Annotated in this window: 15 protein-coding genes; 13 read left to right on the top strand and 2 right to left on the bottom strand. The window is 43.6% G+C overall.

The genetic code is table 11. The features are described from left to right. The first annotated feature begins 2 nt into the window (after positions 1–2). From B3P16_RS05820 to B3P16_RS05775, 10 genes are all read left to right on the top strand, one after another. Complete coding sequence (locus tag B3P16_RS05820) at positions 3–2,501, top strand: sugar-binding domain-containing protein (protein ID WP_286841733.1); 2,499 nt, start codon at positions 3–5, stop codon at positions 2,499–2,501. Positions 2,502–2,751: 250 nt separating this feature from the next. Next, positions 2,752–3,543: an alpha/beta hydrolase gene (locus B3P16_RS05815; RefSeq protein ID WP_046675309.1), complete on the top strand. Its 792-nt coding sequence runs from the start codon at positions 2,752–2,754 to the stop codon at positions 3,541–3,543. A gap of 125 nt (positions 3,544–3,668) precedes the next feature. Further along, positions 3,669–5,519 (top strand): FAD-dependent oxidoreductase, encoded by a 1,851-nt coding sequence (locus B3P16_RS05810; RefSeq protein WP_286841732.1) that lies wholly within the window; start codon positions 3,669–3,671, stop codon positions 5,517–5,519. A 24-nt stretch (positions 5,520–5,543) separates the two neighbouring features. Next, positions 5,544–6,971, top strand: a complete 1,428-nt coding sequence (locus tag B3P16_RS05805; protein ID WP_286841731.1) for a DUF5009 domain-containing protein — start codon at positions 5,544–5,546, stop codon at positions 6,969–6,971. 1 nt (position 6,972) lies between these two features. Then, positions 6,973–8,289 (top strand): MFS transporter, encoded by a 1,317-nt coding sequence (locus B3P16_RS05800; protein ID WP_286841729.1) that lies wholly within the window; start codon positions 6,973–6,975, stop codon positions 8,287–8,289. 5 nt (positions 8,290–8,294) lie between these two features. After that, a complete protein-coding gene (locus tag B3P16_RS05795) occupies positions 8,295–8,984 on the top strand; it encodes a GDSL-type esterase/lipase family protein (protein ID WP_286841727.1) in 690 nt (229 codons plus the stop codon). Next, complete coding sequence (locus B3P16_RS05790; protein WP_286841725.1) at positions 8,981–9,700, top strand: GDSL-type esterase/lipase family protein; 720 nt, start codon at positions 8,981–8,983, stop codon at positions 9,698–9,700. Before B3P16_RS05795 ends, B3P16_RS05790 begins: the two co-directional genes overlap by 4 nt. Beyond that, complete coding sequence (locus B3P16_RS05785; RefSeq protein WP_286841724.1) at positions 9,697–10,635, top strand: DUF4434 domain-containing protein; 939 nt, start codon at positions 9,697–9,699, stop codon at positions 10,633–10,635. The genes B3P16_RS05790 and B3P16_RS05785 overlap by 4 nt, the downstream gene beginning before the upstream one ends. Before the next feature lie 135 nt (positions 10,636–10,770). Then, entirely contained in the window at positions 10,771–11,937 is a 1,167-nt protein-coding gene (locus B3P16_RS05780; RefSeq protein ID WP_201638931.1) for an AGE family epimerase/isomerase, read from the top strand. A gap of 10 nt (positions 11,938–11,947) precedes the next feature. Continuing rightward, positions 11,948–13,789: a carbon starvation CstA family protein gene (locus B3P16_RS05775; protein WP_286841722.1), complete on the top strand. Its 1,842-nt coding sequence runs from the start codon at positions 11,948–11,950 to the stop codon at positions 13,787–13,789. A 37-nt stretch (positions 13,790–13,826) separates the two neighbouring features. On the opposite strand, the gene B3P16_RS05770 is transcribed toward B3P16_RS05775, so the two are convergent. Both B3P16_RS05770 and B3P16_RS05765 read right to left on the bottom strand, forming a co-directional pair. Next, on the bottom strand, positions 13,827–15,056 hold the full coding sequence (locus tag B3P16_RS05770) for an ROK family protein (protein ID WP_286841720.1): 1,230 nt from the start codon (positions 15,054–15,056) through the stop codon (positions 13,827–13,829). Positions 15,057–15,220: 164 nt separating this feature from the next. Beyond that, a complete protein-coding gene (locus B3P16_RS05765; protein ID WP_262896106.1) occupies positions 15,221–15,343 on the bottom strand; it encodes a hypothetical protein in 123 nt (40 codons plus the stop codon). Between the two features lie 25 nt (positions 15,344–15,368). On the opposite strand from B3P16_RS05765, the gene B3P16_RS05760 reads away from it, so the two are divergent. From B3P16_RS05760 to B3P16_RS05750, 3 genes are read left to right on the top strand one after another with little or no spacing between them, the layout of a single operon-like run. After that, on the top strand, positions 15,369–18,578 hold the full coding sequence (locus B3P16_RS05760; protein WP_286841718.1) for a SusC/RagA family TonB-linked outer membrane protein: 3,210 nt from the start codon (positions 15,369–15,371) through the stop codon (positions 18,576–18,578). Positions 18,579–18,601: 23 nt separating this feature from the next. Next, positions 18,602–20,305, top strand: coding sequence for a RagB/SusD family nutrient uptake outer membrane protein (locus B3P16_RS05755; RefSeq protein WP_286841716.1), 1,704 nt, complete (start codon positions 18,602–18,604; stop codon positions 20,303–20,305). Positions 20,306–20,323: 18 nt separating this feature from the next. Continuing rightward, positions 20,324–21,991 carry a DUF5018 domain-containing protein gene (locus B3P16_RS05750; RefSeq protein ID WP_201638935.1) on the top strand — a complete coding sequence of 556 codons (1,668 nt, stop codon included), beginning with the start codon at positions 20,324–20,326 and terminating at the stop codon, positions 21,989–21,991. The last annotated feature ends 25 nt before the right edge of the window (positions 21,992–22,016 follow it).

Here is a 22,016-nt window from a genome sequence, read left to right as displayed (position 1 = left end):
CAATGAAAAAAATAATAAGAAATCTGGCCGTTTTAGCTGTGTCAAGTTATTTGGGTATGAATAGCTTATATGCACAGCCCGGATTTGGTATCGCCGAACGTGTGAATTCGGATTGGCGTTTCCATTTGGGCGATATTGAAGGACAGGCAGGCGCTGAAAAGAATCGCGCAGGCTGGCAGCCCATTAGTTTGCCCCATGATTGGAGCGTCAAATATCCACTGAGCCCAACGCTCGCCAGTGCGACGGGCTTTCTACCGGGCGGTATTGGTTGGTATCGAAAACAACTGACCATACCAGTGGAAGATCAGGGGAAAAGGTTGTTTCTATATTTTGAGGGGGTTTACAACCGAAGCGAAGTTTTTGTCAATGGTAAATCGGTTGGAAAGCGGCCCAATGGCTACGTTTCCTTTTCGTACGATATCACACCATACATTGAGTTTGGGAAGGAAAATACCATTGCTGTTAAGGTCGACCATAGTAAAAGCGCCGATTCAAGATGGTATACAGGATCAGGAATCTATCGCGATGTATGGCTTGTAAAGGCGAATACGCTGCATATCGATCAATGGGGAGTCTATGCCTGTCCAGAACTAAGACAAGGAAAAGGTATTTTAAATACAGAAGTAGCCCTTGTCAACAGTACGCAAGTTGCTGCCCCGATTAAAGTGGAGCAGGAGCTGCTTGATCCAACAGGAAAGGTGGTTGCCAAAAAGTCGCAGAAAGTGCAGGTCGGGGCCGCGAATAAGGCAACTGTAACACAGCAATTGGCAGTATCGAATCCATCGTTGTGGAGTTTGGATCAACCCACACAATATACCCTGCGGACCATCGTAAGCCAAAATGGAAAGCGGATTGATCAGTCAGAGGTGAAAACAGGCTTTAGGGCCTTTACATTTGATCCGAACAAGGGCTTTGCCTTAAACAATTCCTGGATGAAAGTCAAAGGCGTTTGTTTGCATCACGACGCTGGGGTATTGGGAGCTGAAATGTATACTGAAGTATGGCGCCGCCGACTGCTTACCTTAAAATCTTTGGGGGTTAATGCCATTCGAACCAGTCATAATCCGCAGGCATCATCGCTTTATGCTTTATGTGATGAGCTCGGTTTACTTGTTATGAACGAAGCCTTCGACGAGTGGGAGTACCCGAAGAGGAAATGGTTACAGGGATGGAATGTCGGGACACCGGGTTTTGAGGGATCATACGACTTTTTTGAATCCTGGGGAGAGCAGGATCTGGCCGATATGGTCAAAAGAGACCGCAATCACCTTTCGATCTTCGCCTGGAGCATAGGCAACGAAGTGGATTATCCAAATGACCCTTATTCACATCCTGTCCTTAACGGCAAGAAGAAGGAAGGTGGTTTCACGCAGGCCTCGTATGGTGGTTACAAAAAGGATGCACCAGATGCGATGCGATTGGGGGATATCGCCAAACGCTTGGTAGCGGTTGTAAAAAAATATGATAAAAGTAGGGCTGTTACAGCAGGGCTTGCCGGGGTAGCGATGTCGAATGAAACAGCCTATCCGGGAGCACTTGATATTGCTGGATACAATTATACCGAAAGTCGTTATCAGCAGGATCATCAGAGCTATCCAGCACGGGTAATTTTTGGAAGTGAGAATCGACACGATCTTCCAGCATGGCTTGCGGTACGTGACAACAACCATATATTTGGCCAATTTTTGTGGACAGGTATTGACTACCTCGGAGAGTCGGGGCGTTGGCCTTCACGTGGATTTTATTCAGGACTGCTGGATTTCGCAGGTTTTATCAAGCCGCGAGGCTATTACCGTCAATCACTGTGGTTGGATAAACCGATGGCTTACTTGGGTACTTATCCATTGCAGGGAGGTGCCGCAGCCACAGATGTTTGGTCTGCATTGGAATCTGAACAGGGGCAACGGAAAAATGAGGCACCTTCCATGGACGCCTGGCCAGTCTGGAACTACCAAGAGGGGCAGCAGATCAGGGTGGTCTGTTATACCAATAGTGCTAGCGCGCGCTTAGAATTGGATGCTCAAGTGGTGGGCGAAAAGAAAAACTACGATCAGAAAACAGGGATCATCTTTTGGGACATTCCTTATAAAGCAGGAAAGCTAGAGGTTGTGGGTCTGGATGCGAATGGCAAGGAGGTCGTTCGGCATGCGATTCAATCCAGCGAGAGACCCGCAGTTATTCAAGCTGTCATGTTGGGTAATCAGCAAGTCGAAGCTGGTGGAGTGATCCAGATTGCTTTGCAGATCCTGGATGAAAAGGGGGTTCCTGTCGTTATTTCGGAGGATGAAATTACCTGTGATATCGTGGGAAATGCGCGTCTACTAGGAATGGAAGCTGGAAATAATGCCGATATGGGCGATTATACGGACAAGAAGCAGCGCGTTTATCACGGAAAGATGATCACTTATATTCAGGCTTTGGGTAAATCTGGAGAAACGGTCGATGTACGTTTTACCGCACCTTGGTTGAAAACAGCAACGGTAAAATGCCGGATAAAATAAAGAATAAATAAGGTTTACGAAATAAGTAAGTCAATTCATTACCAGGTGTTTCATCTTGGGGATAAAAAGAGCATTGGAAAAACCTTCCATGCTCTTTTTTATTTCAGCGGTCTATCCGTAAATTACTTCGTTATAAAATACCGTAATAAAGCAGTATTAAATAAAAAAAATTATTAAATACTTTTTTTATTATAAATTTTATTATTAATTTAGCTTCACTATAAATCTAAAGACTGACTCAATTATACCAATGCGTTTAATCATATGCCTTTTATGTGTGCTCGGCAGCATGTTGGCCAAAGGACAAAAGCTTTATACCTTACAGTCTGCTCATCTTTCTGGAGTAGATTCTGGCTACGTTTATACACCAAAGATGAAGCCGGACAACCGTGCGTTACCTGTTGTATATGTGTTGCATAGCCATGGGGCGAATTATAAAAGCCTGTCAAGATTTATCGATTTTCAGGCATTGAGCGATCAATATGGCTTTGTCGTTGTATGCCCTGATGGTCTTGGTACGAGCTGGTTTTTAGACAGTCCACAAAAAGGCAGAGCACAATTTGGTCGATTTTTGACAGGGGAATTAATGCCTTACATACAGGATAAATATCATACGGATCGGGACAACTCATTTATTACGGGTGTGAGCATGGGGGGGCATGGTGCACTTTGGCTCTTTTTTAACTATCCATCTTTTTTTAAGAGTGCCGGTAGCAGTTCGGGAGTTGTCAATCTGAGACATTCGGCTTTCAAGAAGACAAGTCTAGCACAACATTTAGGGCAATACAGCGATCAAAATCCATTATTCGATCGTTTTAGTGCCATTCATAATGTCCATAAGATCGTAGGGACTGAAAAGACATTTATTTTTGATTGTGGTACTGAAGATTATCTATATGGGGCCAATAAGTCCCTTCGGGATAGCTGTGATGTACTCAAGATCAAAGCCACTTATATTGCTCAGCCCGGCGCTCATACCTCTGGCTATTGGGCTAAAACCATTCCGGTTCATTTCGCTTATTTTAATCGTCTGATCCATTAATCGATAACCTATGTTTTATTCACCTCATACTGATCCTTTAGTCCGACAACAAAACCGTGTATCTCTGGTTCTTACGTCGGTATTCGGCGCGTATTTTTCAAATTATTTACTGCAATTAACTTCATATGAATTGGTTTAAATCTTTTTTTTCTATTTTATTGGTTTCTGTCACGCTCTCCTCGCAGGGGCAGGCTGTTGCTTCATACGATGTATTGATTGTTGGGGGAGGCGCAAGCGGTGTTTCTGCGGCTTTGCAGGCTGCCCGTTTGGGAAGTAAGGTCCTTGTGGTGGAAGAGACAAGCTGGTTGGGTGGTATGCTCACTGCCGCTGGGGTCTCCGCTATTGACGGTAACCATCGTATGCCTTCGGGAATATGGGGCGAATTTAGGACAGAGCTTTATGCCTATTATGGTGGTCCAAAGGCCGTAGAAACAGGCTGGGTAAGCAATACGCTATTTGAACCTTCGGTCGGTAACCGTTTGCTAAAAAAGATGGTTGGAGCCGAAAAAAATATTGACGTTTGGTATAAAAGTACCCTTTTAGACCTGAAAAAACAGGCTAAAGGCTGGACCGTTGCCATTGAACAGGAAGGAAAAAAGAAAACCGTAAACGCTTCTATTTTAGTCGATGCGACGGAATTGGGTGATCTCTTGCCGCGTGCGGGTGTTGCTTACAGCATCGGTATGGATAGCCGCTACGATACGAAAGAAGAATTTGCCCCCGAAAAGGCCAATTCAATAATTCAAGACCTTACTTATGTCGCTATTCTGAAAGACTATGGTGCTGATCCAAAGAGATTGCTAAAGAAACCTCAGGGTTATGATCCTAAAGAATTTGAACATGCCTGTGATGTTAAAGATCCTGCTTCACACAGTGATACGCCTATCATCAATTGTGATCAAATGATTACCTATGGGAAATTGCCGAATGGAAAATACATGATAAACTGGCCTAAAGATGGAAATGATATCTACCTGAATATTATCGAAATGTCGCCAAAGGCGAGGGCTTTGGAGTTGCAAAAGGCGAAAGATCATACCTTACGTTTTGTATATCATCTTCAAAATCAGCTTGGTTTTAAAAACTTGGGGCTTGCCGATGATGAATATGATACAGCCGATAAACTTCCCTTTATTGCTTATCATCGCGAGTCTAGACGCGCTAAGGGCTTGGTCCAGTTGACATTGCCCTATGTGCAGCGTCCTTATGAGCAGGAGCTGCCTTTGTACCGCACAGGTGGGATAGTAGGCGATTATACCATCGATCATCATCACCTGAAGAACCCGGATGCACCCAAAATTGATTTTGTTAAGATTCGGGTACCATCCTACAATGTACCCCTTGGAAGTTTGATTCCTGAGAAAATAGCGGATTTTATTGTTGCTGAAAAAAGCATCAGTGTGAGCAATATTGTGGCTGGGGCCACCCGCCTTCAGCCAGTTGTATTGGGTATTGGTCAAGCTGCTGGAGTGCTGGCGGCGCTGTCTGCAAAACAAGGTGTTACGCCCAAAGATCTTTCATTAAGGGAGGTCCAGCAAGTACTTTTGGACCATCATGCCTATCTCATGCCCTTTATCGATGTTGATCCAAAAGATAGTCGTTTTCAGGCAATCCAACGTGTTGGAGCAACCGGGATTCTTAAAGGAAAAGGGGTGCCCTACAAATGGGCCAATCAGACTTGGTTCTATCCCGAACATCGCATAAGCGAAGTAGACCTGATTGATGGTATGCGTAGTTATTATCCATCGGCTGATAAAGTCGCTGGCTCGGGTGCCGATGTCACAGCAGAATTTTTTGCGGCTCTATTGCTCCAGGTCGACCCCACTTTGAATAAAAATAAAGTCTGGTCCGTCATTGCAGCAAAAGAAAATCAAGTGTTAACAAGGGCTCAAGTGGCGGTTGTGTTGGATCATATCCTAAAGCCGTTTGAACGGCCGGTGGATTTTACCGGCCAATTTATAGCAACAAAAAATTGATTTCCGAACGCATAGAAAAACGAGATGATCCCAATTTTACCAAATTCTACAACGACTCCACAGCAGCGAAACGATAGTTTGGATGTTCTGCGGGGAATTGCCATCCTTTTAATGGTGCTTTCATCGAGCATTTCATTTGGAAACCTTCCTGCTTGGATGTACCATGCACAGGTGCCACCGCCTAAACATTTATTTGATCCCAGTATAGCGGGTATAACCTGGGTAGATCTGGTTTTTCCGATTTTCCTTTTTACGATGGGGGCGGCCATCCCATTGGCTATGCGGAAAAAAGTGGCTAACCTAAACGCTTTGCCTATCGTGGGTACAATTTTTAAGCGTTTTGTTGCTTTATTCTTTTTCGCCTTATTTTCTTTTTATATGCGCGCTTGGGTTATGAGTGGAGAGCCTGCTGCGTCACAGTATATCTTGTCAATCGTGGGGTTTGTCCTGCTCTTTGCACTCTATGCCGATTTAAAGTCGTATTTACCGATGCGGACCGCGAGACTTGTTCACGTAGCGGCCCTGTTGCTATCTGTAGGGATGCTATATCTGCTTTATGCACAAACGGATAAATTTACCCTCGAGAAGACAGATATTATTATTCTGGTACTGGCCAATATGGCTTTGTTTGGAACACTGTGGTGGTGGCTGACGGCGAAATCCATGTGGTTACGTATGGCGATTTTACCATTTATTATGGGCGTTTTTTTGGGCGCGAAAGAAGTCGGTAGTATCAACGAATTTATCTACAAACTTAGCCCTGCGACTTGGCTTTATCAATTTTATTACCTCAAATACCTCTTTATTATCCTTCCGGCTACAGTTGTCGGCGAGTGGATTATTGCTGATAGGTCGTTGGCCGACAAACCCAAGATGCGGCGGTCTCAACTAGCGTTACAAGGCTTGCTCTGTGCCATTCTCATTGGGCTGAATGTCTTCAATCTCTATATGCGTTATCTCGATATCAATATCGGACTTACCCTGATGTTGATCTTTTCACTATGTTTCTGTTCAGATATTTTTCGGAAGGGCGAAGTACTGACACTACAGGCAAAAATGGCTGTGCTCGGAAGCTATCTGCTTTTTTTAGGACTGATCTTCGAAGCGTATGAGGGTGGAATAAAAAAGGATTATTCTACATACAGCTATTATTTTGTCTCTACGGGCTTAGCTTGTTATGCGCTAACAATGTTGTGTTGTATCGAGAAACTTGCTTTTGGAAAATCGCTGTTTCGAGGTATAGCACTGGTTGGTAAAAATCCGATGGTCGCCTATACCGCAGGAAATCTAGTGTTGATCCCACTTTTGGCGCTTACGGGACTACAGAGCGCTCTTGATCAGATGGGGGCACAGGGTGTTTTTGGGGGAGTGATGCGAGGTGTATTATTCACTGGAATCGTGGCGCTGTTGACGATCGTGAGCAGCCGGTTAAAACTTTATTGGAAGTCATAAAATGAATGAATTATTAGAACAAACGATGGAGCTTCGCAAAGGGCGTAAGGCACTTCCGCCTATTTTTTGGATCTCCACAACATGGTTTGCCATGGGGCTACCTTTTGTTGCCCTTTCGGGTGCGAGCTCCATTATGTATAAAAATTTGGGGGTATCGGACGCAAAGATTGCTTTTTGGACCTCTTTGATTATGCTGCCCTGGACAATAAAACCCTTATGGGGTCCTTTTTTGGAGCTGTATAAGACCAAGAAATTTTTTGTCTATACCACGCAGCTGCTCACGGGACTACTCTTTGGTCTGCTTGGTCTTACGCTGCAGTTGGATCATTTCTTTAGCTTCTCCATTGCCTTATTGACCCTGATTGCATTTAGTGGTTCCACACATGATACCGCAGCCGACGGGGTATATTTGAATGAACTGAATGCAAAACAACAGGCAAAATATGTCGGCTGGCAGGGTGCCTTCTATAATGTGGCCAAAGTGTTTTCTGGAGGCGTACTCGTTTATTTGGCGGGGCAATTGGAGCAGGAAATCGGCATTAAATCCGCGTGGATGGTGGTGATGTTTGCTTATGGATTTATTATGTTGGCGATTGGATTGTACAGCATACGTGCTTTACCTGCTCACCACGAAGCTCCCAAATCCACTTCTTTAAAGGAGGGGATGGATACGCTTAAAGACGTTATCATAACATTTTTTCAGAAAAAGAATATTTGGTTTAGTTTACTTTTTATTGTCTTTTATCGTTTTGCTGAAGGGCAGGCCATTAAGATCACTCCGTTATTTTTTAAAGCACAACGTACCGAAGGTGGGCTTGGCCTGAGTACTTCGGAAATTGGATTGCTTTATGGTGTATTTGGTGCCATAGCTTTTGTGTTGGGGTCGATTGTCGCAGGGCATTTTGTATCCAAAAAGGGCTTAGACCGCAGGACACTTATGATCCTTTGTGCCTTCTTTAATATTCCATTTGTAGCTTATGCCTTTCTTGCGATCACATTGCCGACAAACCTTTATCTCATAGCTACTGCTGTCGCCATCGAGTACTTTGGATATGGTTTTGGCTTTATCGGAATTATTCTTTTTATCATGCAAAATATTGCCCCAGGTAAATATAAGATGGCGCACTACGCTTTCGGAAGTGGACTTGTTAATCTGGGATTTATGATTCCTTCGATGATCAGCGGCTGGCTGAGTGATCATTTGGGCTATAAAGAATTTTTTATCTGGGTGTTGATTTCTACTATTCCAGCCTTTTTGGTTTCCTGGTGGGTGCCATTGCGAAAACCCGAAAAAGAGCATACCGACGAAAATAATTAATGCATATGAACATACTTTCTTATAGGAACTGGAAGGCCTTGTTGTTGCCTTTTTTTTTACCGGCATTGACTTTAGCGCAATCAAAAGGTATTGATTCTACGTTTGATAATCAGCATTATCGCGCAAGGCTTGAGTTTTTTAAAGCGATGCCCAATCAGAAGGACGAAATCGTTTTCCTTGGCAATAGCATTACCGAAGGTGGAAAATGGCAAGAAATCCTCCAACGTAAGCATGTGATCAATCGGGGGATTAGCGGTGATGTGACTTACGGTATTTTAGCACGACTAGACGAGATATTAGCGTCCAGACCACGAAAAATATTTCTGCTCTGTGGGGTGAACGACATGAAAAGAGGAATACCGCTTTCCATTATTTCAACGAATATAGAAAGGATAATAAAGCAGGTTAAAAAGCAGTCGCCAAATACAGCGCTTTTTGTGCAGGGAATTCTGCCTGTGAATGAAGCTTTACTGCCAAAAATCTATGAAGAGGTTCGGAATGACAGGATAGTGCTACTGAACAATGCGTTGAAGGAATTGTGTAAGGCACATCAAGTTCGTTTTGTAGACTTACAGCCGATATTGGCGGACGGTAATGGGGAACTAAAAGCTGAGCTAACAATTGATGGCTTACATCTGAAGCAAGCCAGCTATTTGATCTGGGCCAATTATTTAAAACAGCAAAAACTATTATGAGATCATTGGAATTTTTTAAGGTGTATCGTATTTTCCAAGGTTGCTTCCTCATTGGAATATATCTATCGGTATTTTCCCAGCCCCTCTCAGCTCAGGAGATTAAAATAGATAGCAGTTACGCCAACTGGTATTATCTACAACGAATGGCCTATTTCGAACAAAGTCCAACCATTAAAGGAGCAATCGTGTTTTTGGGAAACAGTATTACTGAACGGGCAGAATGGCAGGAATTGCTTGCAGATTCAAGATATCCTGTACTGAACAGGGGGATAGGCGGAGATAATTCGTTTGGGATTCTTGCGCGTATCGATGAGGTGTTGCGCGGACGTCCGCGGGCAATTTTTCTGATGGATGGCATTAATGACCAATTCAGAAAGCTTCCGCAGGAAGTGTCGGTCAATAACTACAAGCGTATCATTAAACGAATAAAAAAGATCTCACCAAAGACCCTTATCTATCTTCAGAGTGCTTTACCAATCAATGAAGAACTCACAAAAGAGCCCTATACAAAAGATAGAAATGTGCTGGTTCCAATCTTAAATGAAAAACTAAGACAGCTTGCAGCAGATGAAAATATTCCATTTGTCGACCTCTGTCCACTTTTTCAGGACAATGAGGGAAAACTTAACGCGGTTTATTCTGCTGATGGTATCCATCTGATACCAAGTGCCTACATAAAATGGGTACAATTATTAAAAGAAAAGAAATATTTATGAGAATTACAGGAACATTTATTGACGAGATTTCCCACGATATTCCGCACCAGAATTGGGGTCCGGAGGAGTGGGATCGGGATTTTGCATATATGAAGGCAATTGGTATAGACACTGTTATTATGATTCGCAGTGGCTATCGTAAATTTATAACCTATCCATCGGCTTATCTGATGGACAAATATGGCTGTTTTAAACCATCGTTGGATCTTGTAGCGCTTTATCTGCAGCTTGCAGATAAGTATGAGATGAAATTCTATTTTGGACTTTATGACAGCGGTATATATTGGGAGACAGGAGATCTGAGTCACGAAATCGATGCCAATCAATATGTAATTGAAGAGGTCTGGGCTAAATATGGGCATTATAAAAGCTTCGGTGGATGGTATATCAGTACGGAAATCAGCCGTAAAACGAAAGGGGCTGTTCATGCTTTTCGTACACTTGGCTTACAGTGTAAAGCCGTCAGTGGGGGCTTGCCGACATTCATATCGCCCTGGATTGATGGGAAAAAAGCCGTGCTTGCTGCTTCTCCAGAGCTTAGTAAAGCCGATGCAGTTTCGGTATTGGAACATGAAAGGGAATGGGGCGAAATTTTTGAAGGTATACAAGGAGCTGTCGACGCAGTGGCCTTTCAGGATGGACACATTGATTACGATGAGCTTCCCGATTTCTTTGAGGTCAATAAGAAAATGGCTGATAAATATGGTATGGCCTGTTGGACGAATGCCGAATCTTTCGACCGGGATATGCCGATCAAATTTCTTCCGATCAAGTTTGATAAACTAAGGCTAAAACTTGAAGCTGCAGCGAAGGCTGGTTATGATAAGGCTATTACTTTCGAATTTTCTCACTTTATGAGTCCGCAATCCGCTTATTTACAGGCAGGACACCTTTACAATCGGTACCGAGAATATGCACTGAACCACAATTGGTGATAGGGATCACGTGTTTACAGCACGCGAAATGACGACAAAAGCAATCTCGAAGAAGTCAGAGAACAAGAAATAGCATTATTGATAAGAGTAGGCCAGAGATTTTAAATGGCCTTTAAAGAGCAAATTCATTTATATATGAATCATTACAGTACAATTTATAAAGACGAATTATTTAATCATATTCTTCCTTTCTGGACGGAGCATTCGCTCGATAGGGAGTATGGTGGCTATTTTACCTGTCTGGATAGAAGAGGTGGAGTTTTTGACACGGATAAGTTTATGTGGCTGCAGGGGCGGCAAGTTTGGCTCTTTTCGAGTATTTACAACAAAATTGAAACACGGTCATCCTGGTTGGATATTGCAGTTCATGGTGCCAGCTTTATGGAAAAACATGGACGTGACGAAGAGGGGAACTGGTATTTTTCACTTGATCGGCAAGGGAAGGCGCTTGTGCAGCCCTATAATATTTTTTCCGATTGCTTTGCTGCTATGGGATTTGGTGCCCTGTATACAGCAACTCAGGAGCAGCGTTACGCGGAAATTGCTCAAGATACCTTTCATAATATATTGAAACGTCGAACACATACGAAGGGGATATACGATAAGGCTGTTCCAGGGGTACGTCCATCAAAGAATTTTGCTTTGCCTATGATCTTGAGCAATCTCTCCATCGAACTGGAGCATTTATTGGAACCTAATCTGGTGCAGGAATTGATTGAGGATATCGTGGTCGAGGTAATGGATGTGTTTTATAAAGAGGAGCAGGGGCTTGTCTTTGAAAATGTAAGTCCCAATGGTTCATTGCTGGATAGTTTTGAAGGAAGATTGCTCAATCCTGGACATGCGATAGAGGCCATGTGGTTTATGATGGATTTGGGAGAAAGACTGCAGCGACCAGCGTTGATTGAAAAAGCCATGCATATTGGTCTTCGTATGTTGGAGCATGGGTGGGATGAAAAATATGGAGGTATATTCTACTTTATGGATGCGCAGGGTAAACCAACCCAGCAGTTGGAATGGGACCAGAAGTTATGGTGGGTGCACTGTGAAACACTGGTCTGTATGGCGAAAGCCTGGGTACTGACGGGGAATGAAGAGGCTAAACGTTGGTTCGAACGGGTTCATGAATATACCTGGACACATTTTAGGGACCCCGAACATGGCGAATGGTTTGGCTACCTCAATCGAAGAGGTGAGGTATTACTCGATCTCAAAGGCGGAAAATGGAAGGGATGCTTTCATGTGCCTCGTGCCTTATGGAAGGTATATGAGGTGTTTGAAAAAGCAAAAATAATCGTGTAACTTAACTGCTATGGATGCTCTCAATGGAATAAATGCGTTGACCTTAGTCTTCGCAGCGATATTGATCTTTGCGATCGCGTATCGTTTTTATGGCTTGTTTCTAGCAAATAAGCTGCTCAGGTTGAATGGAAGTCGCCAGACACCAGCGGTGGAGTTTGCTGATGGACATGATTATGTGAAAACCGATAAAAAAGTGTTGTTTGGCCATCACTTCGCGGCTATAGCTGCGGCGGGACCATTGGTTGGTCCAGTACTCGCGGCACAGTTTGGTTATCTGCCGGGCGCCATGTGGATATTAATTGGTTGTGTATTAGGTGGTGGTGTGCACGATATGGTCGTGCTTTTCGCTTCTGTACGACATAAAGGAGAAAGTTTGGCAACCATTGCCTCCAAGGAGGTCAGTAAACCTATTGGCACTATTGCTGGTATTGCTGTACTTTTCATTCTGATCCTAACGTTGGCCGGATTATCGCTGGCCTGTATCAGTGCGATGCACGAGGCACCATGGTCTTTATTTACGATTGTACTGACAATGCCAATTGCTATTTTCATGGGCTTGATGATGCGCTATCGGGAGGGCTCGGTGACCTTGGCGAGTATCATTGGCGGTATCCTGCTTATTGCAGGTATTATAGCCGGTCATCACCTGATGCAAGTTCCAACTTTTCACGCACTTTTCAACTGGGATGTGAAGACGATCTCTATCGGTATTGCTGTATATGGTTTCTTCGCTTCAGTATTGCCCATCTGGCTATTATTGGTTCCGAGAGACTACTTGTCGACCTATCTCAAAATAGGTACAATTATTATGCTGACGGTAGGAATATTTTTTGTTGCACCAACAATTCAGATGCCCGCCTTGACCTCATTTATCCATGGTGGCGGCCCCGTAATTTCAGGAACTGTCTTGCCCTTTATCTTTATTGTGATTGCTTGTGGAGCCATATCGGGATTTCACGCTATTATCGCAACCGGGACGACACCCAAAATGATCGGTAATGAACGCGAGATCTTGTTTGTGGGGTATGGCGCCATGCTTGTTGAAGGCTTTGTTGCCTTGATGGCATTGATTGCAGCTTGTACGTTGATGCCTGGTGATTATTTTGCAATCAATACGCCGGTAGTCGATTATGCACAGTTTCTAGCGCAGCACCCCCATCTTTCAGCTGTGGATTTACCGCATTTTATAGACAGAATAGGTGTAGATCTGCACGGTAGGACGGGCGGAGCAGTGTCGTTGGCTGTAGGGATGGCTCATATCTTCGATAAGGTTCCTTTTATGAACGATATAATGGCCTATTGGTATAATTTTGCTATTATGTTTGAAGCTGTTTTTATTCTTACAGCGATTGATGCAGGTACCCGTGTGGGACGTTTTTTTCTACAGGAAATGCTAGGAACTGTTTTTCCTAAATTTAGCGATAAAAACTGGAAACCAGGTGTATGGATTTGCAGCGCCCTGTTTACGTTTTCCTGGGGATATTTGGTTTATACCGGTAACGTAAGTAGCATCTGGCCATTATTTGGTATTAGCAATCAGCTCTTGGCAGCCTGTGGTCTAATTGTATGTACAACTATGCTCATCCGGATGAATAGACGAAAATATGTCTTGTTTGCAGCCGTTCCCGGTGTCTTTATGGCCGTGATTACATTTTGGGCCGGCTATCTTCAGGTGGTACAAGGATATGTGCCTAAAGGACAGTACCTACTGGCGGGCTTGGCCGTAGCTGCGATGTCATTGATGGCGATTGTATTTATCGGAACGTTTAAGAAGTGGATATACCTTGCACAAAGGAAAGAGCAGGTGAAAGATCAATATGGAGAGGTTGTGAAGGAGATTGTAGAAAGATAAAGTAGCGTGGATTTCACTGAAATCCACGCCTTATGTCTTAATCGATAATAGAAAGCAGACGGTCCCGAATGAGAAGGCAAGCTCCAAAGGCCGCAAGTTTTTCCCCATTATTTGAATAAGCAAGTTTGGTGTCCTTGTTGACAATGGATAATGAAAACTTATTGACTGCATTCTTCAGCGGTAACATCAGGTATTCCTCACTTTTGGCTAAAATTCCACCGACGATGATGATTTCTGGATTGAAAATATTGATCAATGTGGCAAGTCCACGACCTAATTTTTCCCCAAGTTCATTGATCAACTCAATAGCGAGATTGTCATCTTTTTTTGCAGCAGCGATAATATCGTTGAGCCGGATATCTTCCAGATCATTGAATTTTTTTGTTAGGATGCTCGTTGCGCCATTTTGCAGTGCTGCTATTACACGGTTTCTAAGTGCAAAACCAGATGCTTCCGTTTCGAGGCAACCCTTTTTTCCGCAGCGACAGATGATATCGTTGTCAAAAATGGGAATATGTCCAAATTCACCCGAGAAACCCGATTTCCCATAATAGATCTTTCCGTTGATTAAAATACCCAATCCGATACCGTTGTCTACATTGACAAAAAGTGCATCTTTCTCGTCCTTTAAAATTCCGCTGGAAAATTCCCCATAGGCAAGCGCCTTACTATCGTTTTCAAGATAGGTACGTAATTGCAGCTCCTGTTCGAAATATTTCGATAAAGGATCTTCATAAAAATTAAAATAACTGTAGGAATAACCTGTTCGATAGTTGATACGGCCAGAAAGATTGATACCTACCCCCAATATTTTGTCTTTCTGAATCTGGTGGGTGGCAATAAACTGATTGATCTCCCGGCATATATTTTGGAGTGATTCCTGATTATTCTCCAAACGATGTGGAATTTCCTCCTGACTGGCAATAATGTCTTTTTTCATATTCATGACCACAATACTGAGATGATCATGGCTTACCTGAACACCGACAAAAAATGCTGCATTCGGAAGTAGACCGTAGGAATTCGGTTTTCTGCCAATTCCCGAAGTCGATTTTCCATTGTCCTGAACCAATGCGTCTTCGATGAGTTCATTGATGCATTCGTTGATCTTGGGAATGCTAATGTTGAATTCCTTGCTGAGCTCAGGAATAGTCGAAGGACCTTTGGTCGCAAAAAAGGTTAAAATTTCCTTTTTAAGTAAAATGTTTTTATACGCTACACCGCTATAGCTCGCATCATGTAAGTCACTCAAAAATTTTATACCCATAACTTGGTTACGTTAACTTCTGGGTAAATATAGTAAATATCTCATCATCGCAAATTAAGTTTATGTTTTTTCTTCTTTAGTCTGTTTGAATTAATAAAAAAAATTAGAAATAATTTGAATATTTAAAATTTTATTTCTTATTTAGTGTTGTATAAATAATATACCTAATAATTGTAAACCAAAATACGTTGCCTTGTCCGTGTCAGAACGTTGCGTGTTTTATCCAATGGAAAACGTCTGATCATGGTGTAGGTAACCGAGTGACCATAAATACTATTTTTTAACATAACACTATTTTTTCATTCCTAAATTATGAAACCAACACATGTAAAACGCAGGTATCTTTTTAAGGCATTGGGATTACTTATTGTTTTTATGCAATCCGCAATAAGCTTTGCTCAATCCATTGTAAATGGTACCATACGAAATCGCGATGAACAGCCTATTGCTGGGGCGACGGTTAAAGTAGTGGGGACTTCTGTAACAACACGTACGGATCAAAAAGGGAGTTTTACCGTGCAGGTAGACCGACTTCCGGCTGAACTTCAGGTAAGTTATATCGGCTATTTGTCGCAGTCGCGAAAGATTACAGTTGCCGGCACACAGAGTTTTGTTTTGCAGCCCGATGAACGTCAGATTGATGAGGTGGTTGTTGTGGCTTATGGTACGCAAAAAAAGAACAACGTCGTTGGATCTGTCGTACAGATTGGAGGTGATCAGCTCAAGAAAGCCCCGTCGATGAACTTGACCAATGCACTTGTAGGGCGTGTTCCCGGATTGACAGCATTGCAACAATCAGGACGCCCTGGAGCAGACAATGCGACATTATATCTGCGCGGAGTGGGGACTTATGGTGGTAATCGAAGTCCTTTGGTGATTGTCGATGATATCGAGCGCCCACTTTCTACCCTAGCTTACCTGGATCCAAGTGAGATTGAAACCATTTCCTTTTTAAAGGACGCCGTCTCCACAGCGGCTTATGGTGTACAGGCTGCCAATGGTATTATATTGGTTAAAACAAAAAATGGACGAAAGGAGCAGACCAAAGTAACCTATGACTTTGGATATAGCATTGGCCAAAATACCCGCTTTCCAAAATTCCTCAATGGACCGGATTATATGAACTGGTACAATAAAGGGACAGAATTGGACAATGATTTTCTTCGAAATACGAAGCAAACTGAAGCACCCTACATCTACACGCAGGAACTTATCGATGCGGTCTCAAATGGAACCAATACCAATCCCTTGTTTGGCAACACCGATTGGATTGGACTATTGGCAGATAATAATAGCTATTCGCAACATCATGCCGCGACAATTTCTGGTGGAGCGAGCAAAACGCAGTATTTTGCATCGGTCAGTCACATGAACCAGGATGGGGTGATCGATAATACCAATTTCAAACGCTACAACATTCGTACAAACCTTAAAAGTGAGCTTAATGAATACCTGACGGTCGGTTTGAACATTGGTTTGCGTAATCAGAATACCAATTTACCGGGTATTTCACCCGACAACTCGGCCTATATGAATCCATTTTACCAGGCTGTTCGGATGCTGCCCAATCTGCCGATGTATGCTCCAAATGGACTCCCAGTAGCGTATCAGGCCGGAGCAGGCTGGGTCAATCCAATTGCTTCCGTAGCAAATTCGGGCTATCAGAAGCTCAAAAGCAATATCTTTCAGGGAACGGCAAACATCGATTTTAAAGTTCCAGGAGTAACAGGTTTGCTGGCAAAAGTTCAGGGTGCGTACGACTATAATTCGGATGAATCCAAATCTTGGCTGACTCCGTATCCGACGATGGGAAGACAGCGGGACCAGGTTGCAGGCGATTTCGTAGCCATGACCACATTGCCCGGGATCACCAAAACATCCCTTCGTCAGAGTTTTGCGGCTAGCTACCGAAGCACATGGCAAGCGAGTTTAAATTACAACCGGACTTTTGGTGATCATAGCATCGGTGTGTTAGGTTTATATGAATATGCAAAAACTCATGGTAATCAATTTGGTGCCGGCGCAAGTAATTTTCCGATCAGTATTATTCAGGAAATAAACTATGGTTCGGCTTCCCAGGAAGATGTTATCAAGTCTACAGGTTCCAGTGATGCGGAATCTGCACGGGCGGGATTTGTGACGCGACTGAATTATGCTTTCCGCGATCGTTATTTAGTAGAGTTGGTGTCGCGTTGGGATGCCTCCGCTAACTTTGCCAAGGAAAACCGCTGGAAATCTTTTCCGGCCATTGGATTGGGCTGGGTTGTCTCAAATGAGTCCTTCTTTAAGGAAGCTGTCCCTTTTGCAGATTTCCTTAAATTAAAAGGATCTATTGGGCGTACTGGCAATGATCGTGCGCAGGTGGGTAGTTTCCCTTACATTAATACCCTTTCGCAAAATACAACACCAGTCATTGTCATAGACGGCAAACCGGTCAAAGCTTTATATACCAATGCACCTCAAAACCCTTTGTTGAAATGGGAAGAATCAACCACATCAAACGTGGGTTTTGAATCAAGGTTTTTAAATGGCAAGTTTGGTTTTGATTTCGAATGGTTCTACCGTTATACTTCTGGTATTCTGGGACAGGTAGGAAACCTTTATCCAGCGTCGATGGGTGGATATTTTCCGAGTTTGGCCAATATAGGCGAAGTTGATAACCGTGGGTTCGATGCGCAATTGCGTTATAACGACCATTTTGGCGAATTTAAATTGGGTCTGACTGGGAATATCAACTGGGCGAAAAACAGGTATCTGAAACTCGATGAAGCCAATGGGATTCCTTCTTGGCAAAGTCTCATCGGCAAACCGATCGGAACAAAAGTCGGCTTTGTCAAAGAGGGGATGGTGCAGACCTGGGAGGAAGCCCGTAACACACCTTCACCAAGTTCGGGATTTATGGCTCCCGGTTTTTTCAAATTTAAAGATTTGAATGGCGACGGCCGGATTACCCGAACGGACGATATGACCTATATTGGACGCTCCAACGTACCTGAATTAACATTTGGTTTGAATTTCGATATGGCTTATAAAGGCTTCGACTTTTCGGCATTGTTGCAAGGTGCCGCACGAGTTGATGTTGCCCTCGCAGGAGCGTACGAAGGATCGTCAGGAACTTCAGGGGTAGAGGATAATACACCTTTTACGCGTCCTTTTTACAACTATGGAAACTCTCCTTATTTCTTGGTTGAAAACTCCTGGCGTGAAGACAATCCGAACGCCGAATTTCCACGTATGAGTGCCTATAAAGCAACAGGCATGTCGACGAACAATGCAAATGCCAATTCAGGATGGATCAGAAAAGGCGATTATCTGCGACTTAAATCCGTGCAGTTGGGCTACACATTCCCGAAAGGATTGCTGAATGCCGCGAAGATTGAACATGTACGTGTGTTTGCTTCGGGCTCAAACCTTTTCACATGGGATTACCTGAAATACCTCGATCCCGAAATGCCAAATGTCAATAATGGATTTTATCCGCAGCAACGGATTTTTGAATTTGGCTTAAGCGTTACTTTTTAATCTCCTAAAAATTACTATTTCAGATGAAATCAACTCTATATACCAGCTGTCGGCAACTTTCATTTTTAGGCCTGTTGTTTATGGCGTTGCAAGGTTGCTCTGTCGATCTAATTCCACAGGACCGGATCGCAGAAGAGAAAGTATGGGCTGACCCCAATTCGGCCGAACTATATGTATCGGGCATCTATGCTGAATTTAAAAAATTCCAGTTTGGTCAATTTCCCAATTTAGGCTATGACAATGCAATGGATGCCTTAGCCGATGGAATGAAATTTACCTCAAATACGGCTGGGAATGGTACAGTCAATATTCTTGTATCCAACTCAAACCAGTTTTCTTCCGCGAGCGTGGGTCTGAATTATTGGGCGAGCGGATATGAACGTATCCGTCGTATCAACGAAATGATCAATGGGATTAATACGAAGTCCACTCTTTCCGATGCTCAAAAACAGGTTTATGAGGCTGAGGGCAGGTTCGTGCGGGCATATGCCTATTTCTGGCTGGCAAAGATCCATGGAAGCGTGATTCTATTCAAGAGTATGGATCAGTATACTGAAAAAGATCACGAACGCTCCAGTGAGGAAGCCGTTTATGATTTTATCCTGGAGGATCTCCAATTTGCAGTGGATCATCTTCCGCTCAACAATCTTGCCGGCAGGGCTACCCAGGGCGCGGCCTATACCTTGATGGCGCGTGTAGGACTGTATGCAGGCTCTATTGCTAAATATGATCTCAAGCAGTTCAATCAGGATCCTTTGACGGGTATTTCACAGGCGAGGAGTGCGGAGTATTTTAAAAAATCAGCCGATGCAGCGCAAAAAGTCATCGATATGGCTAATGGGGGACTCTATGCCTTGGACGATAATTTTGCAGGCATTTTTACCAATAAAAATACAAAGGAAGCAATCTTTCGCGTAGATTTTGCAGCACCTGATGTAACGCATCAATACGACCTGGGCTATGCTCCACCTCGGGATGCTCCGGGTAATACATTGGTTTATGGTGTACCAACCGCGGAACTGGTCAATGAATTTGAAATGGCTGACGGATCCAAATTCTCCTGGCAGAATGCTGCGCAGGCAGCGGCTCCCTATACAAATCGTGAACCTCGTTTCTATGCGACGATCTTGTACAATGGTGCAACCTGGAAAGGAAGAACACTGAATACGTCGACGACCGATGCGATAGAAGGATTTACAACATTTGGCGCGAGTGGCGACCCCAAACGTACCGTTACGGGATACTATGTACGCAAAATGCTTGATCCTACAAACACGACATTCGTTCAAAATAAGAGTACACAAAGCTGGATTGAAATGCGCTATGCCGAGGTCTTGTTGATTATGTCGGAAGCGAAAGCGCAATTGGGCGATTTTGCCTCAGCAACAACCTACATCAATCAGCTCCGCCAGAAACGTGGACTTAATGCTCTTAGCCTTGCCAATAATAATCAGGCAATGGCCGCTGTAGAGCATGAGCGTAAAGTTGAACTCGCTTTCGAGGGACACCGTTTTTGGGATTTGCGCCGTTGGCGAAAAGCTCACCTCTTGTTGGATAATGTGAAGTTTACAGGGCATAAGATCAGTCCGAACGCAACAGGATTAACGTATGAAGTTGTCTCAGCAGACGCAACCAACAGAAGTTTCAGTACAAAATTATATTATCTGCCCATACCTGAAAATGAAGTGCAGTTGAACGGTGCGTTGACTCAAATTAAAGGTTGGTAAAAATAATAAAGACTAACAATGGACAAAATAAAATTTTATAGTTTATGGGCCTGTGCAATCCTTTTGGGAGGATGTCAAAAACCTAATTATCTGGAGCGGAATGTGAAAAATCAATTGATGGATTTTTACGCTACGATTGATGGGAAAGGGCAAGATCGCCTCTTCTTGAGTACGATCAGCAATGATACGGTGTATTTGCACGTAGATTATTATTATCCGATCGATTCGGACAATGAAGTAGATCTTTCGCGACTGATGTTGCGTGCTTCCGTTCCAGCTGATGCCCAGGTGACGCCGGGTTTAAATGGATTTACAGACTTGACGGCACCCAAGAAAATTACTGTCACCGCGGGAAACGGTGACGCAAAGGACTATGTGGTCATTGCGGAGAAAAAGGGCAATACCGATATTTCGGGGATTAAAATTACATTTAAGGATAGCGAACAGAAAGTCAATGAAGTCGAGGGGATTTTAAATGGGAATACAGTCACGTTTTATGTCGTGCCGGGAATGGATCTATCGCAAGTTAATTTGAGTTATGTCATCAACAAACACTCCAGCGGTTCAATAGTAAGCGGCGGACAGGTGAATTTGGCAAACGGTGTGGAAGTGCCGCTGACAATTTCAGGTGCAGGGAATATCAAGAGACAATTAAAGTTAGTTGTCAAGGAGCCTGTAAAGCTTGATAAAGGGGTGGGCATTAGCCGGCGCTTGTTCCTGAAGAAAGCGGCAGACTTGGGCTTCACTGCAAATAGTGAAACGTCCTGTTTTGTGAGTGGCGATTACTTGGTGATTGTGAGCCGGACTTCACCATCTGTATTTAAGGTGTACAACCGTTTCACAGGAGCTTATTCCCATAACCTAACAAATCCTTTCCCGGCAGGTCGCTTGATCTTCCAAGGTGTGAGCGATGAAAAAGGACGATTTATGCTAGGAACTTATACGCCGAATGGACAGAGCTTTGTGTTATACAAATACAAAGATGTTTTTGATACCAGTCCTGTCAAGTTATTGGATCTACCTTATAGCAAACCTGCTGCGGTAGCTGCCGGCGATGGCAATATCGGTCGTAAACTTAACTGGGTAGGGGATATGGACGGAAACGGTCAGTTACTCGCTTCGGTTGCAACCAGTCGTTACCTCCTGCGTTGGACAGTCGAAAATGGCCAGATAAAATCTACAGCTGCCGATGTCCTGGAATATAAGGATGGTGCGGCATCATTAGGCTTTCTACCGGAATATCTTCCTTTAGGGGTCGGCGCTAACGCCGAACTGATCGCGAGCACTAACGCCGAACTTGCTTATGTTTCGGGAAGTACATGGGGGCGGCTAGCAGCATTCCCGGCAATTACCGGTACTGCCATGAATGGTGGTATCGCCTTTCAGCGTTTTAACAATGCAGATATTTTGGCTCAGGTCAAATTGTTTGGAAGCAATGAGATCGGGCAGATGTATGTCTATGATATTAGCGATCGAGCCCGCATTGGTACCACACTGAGTTCACCTACCTATAACCAATTGCGTGTTTATGAGTCGGAACTGTTTACTGGCGGTACCAACGGTAATGCAACCAACGACATCTGTATGGGAACCTCAGAAAATGGACAAAGGCTTCAGGTGTATATGTTGACAACCTTTGGTTATCTCGTTGCGCAGGAGTTTACAATTTATGCCGATTCAAATTAAAATAATCGTTCCTTCATGCAGCTTG

The sequence above is a fragment of the Sphingobacterium sp. UBA7631 genome (genome assembly GCF_002483935.1).
Classification (GTDB): domain Bacteria; phylum Bacteroidota; class Bacteroidia; order Sphingobacteriales; family Sphingobacteriaceae; genus Sphingobacterium; species Sphingobacterium multivorum.
The sequence above is the reverse complement of the archived record's forward strand: the minus strand, read 5'-3'. Positions and strand labels throughout refer to the sequence as shown.

Bases quoted from the DNA above. Each gene is read 5' to 3' on its own strand.
- B3P16_RS05820 (WP_286841733.1), top strand. From the start codon at position 3: ATGAAAAAAATAATAAGAAATCTGGCCGTTTTAGCTGTGTCAAGTTAT.
- B3P16_RS05785 (WP_286841724.1), top strand. From the start codon at position 9,697: ATGAGAATTACAGGAACATTTATTGACGAGATTTCCCACGATATTCCG.
- B3P16_RS05795 (WP_286841727.1), top strand. From the start codon at position 8,295: ATGAACATACTTTCTTATAGGAACTGGAAGGCCTTGTTGTTGCCTTTT.
- B3P16_RS05805 (WP_286841731.1), top strand. From the start codon at position 5,544: ATGATCCCAATTTTACCAAATTCTACAACGACTCCACAGCAGCGAAAC.
- B3P16_RS05760 (WP_286841718.1), top strand. From the start codon at position 15,369: ATGAAACCAACACATGTAAAACGCAGGTATCTTTTTAAGGCATTGGGA.
- B3P16_RS05770 (WP_286841720.1), bottom strand. From the start codon at position 15,056: ATGGGTATAAAATTTTTGAGTGACTTACATGATGCGAGCTATAGCGGT.
- B3P16_RS05790 (WP_286841725.1), top strand. From the start codon at position 8,981: ATGAGATCATTGGAATTTTTTAAGGTGTATCGTATTTTCCAAGGTTGC.
- B3P16_RS05810 (WP_286841732.1), top strand. From the start codon at position 3,669: ATGAATTGGTTTAAATCTTTTTTTTCTATTTTATTGGTTTCTGTCACG.
- B3P16_RS05750 (WP_201638935.1), top strand. From the start codon at position 20,324: ATGGACAAAATAAAATTTTATAGTTTATGGGCCTGTGCAATCCTTTTG.
- B3P16_RS05755 (WP_286841716.1), top strand. From the start codon at position 18,602: ATGAAATCAACTCTATATACCAGCTGTCGGCAACTTTCATTTTTAGGC.
- B3P16_RS05780 (WP_201638931.1), top strand. From the start codon at position 10,771: ATGAATCATTACAGTACAATTTATAAAGACGAATTATTTAATCATATT.
- B3P16_RS05815 (WP_046675309.1), top strand. From the start codon at position 2,752: ATGCGTTTAATCATATGCCTTTTATGTGTGCTCGGCAGCATGTTGGCC.
- B3P16_RS05775 (WP_286841722.1), top strand. From the start codon at position 11,948: ATGGATGCTCTCAATGGAATAAATGCGTTGACCTTAGTCTTCGCAGCG.
- B3P16_RS05800 (WP_286841729.1), top strand. From the start codon at position 6,973: ATGAATGAATTATTAGAACAAACGATGGAGCTTCGCAAAGGGCGTAAG.
- B3P16_RS05765 (WP_262896106.1), bottom strand. From the start codon at position 15,343: ATGTTAAAAAATAGTATTTATGGTCACTCGGTTACCTACACCATGATC.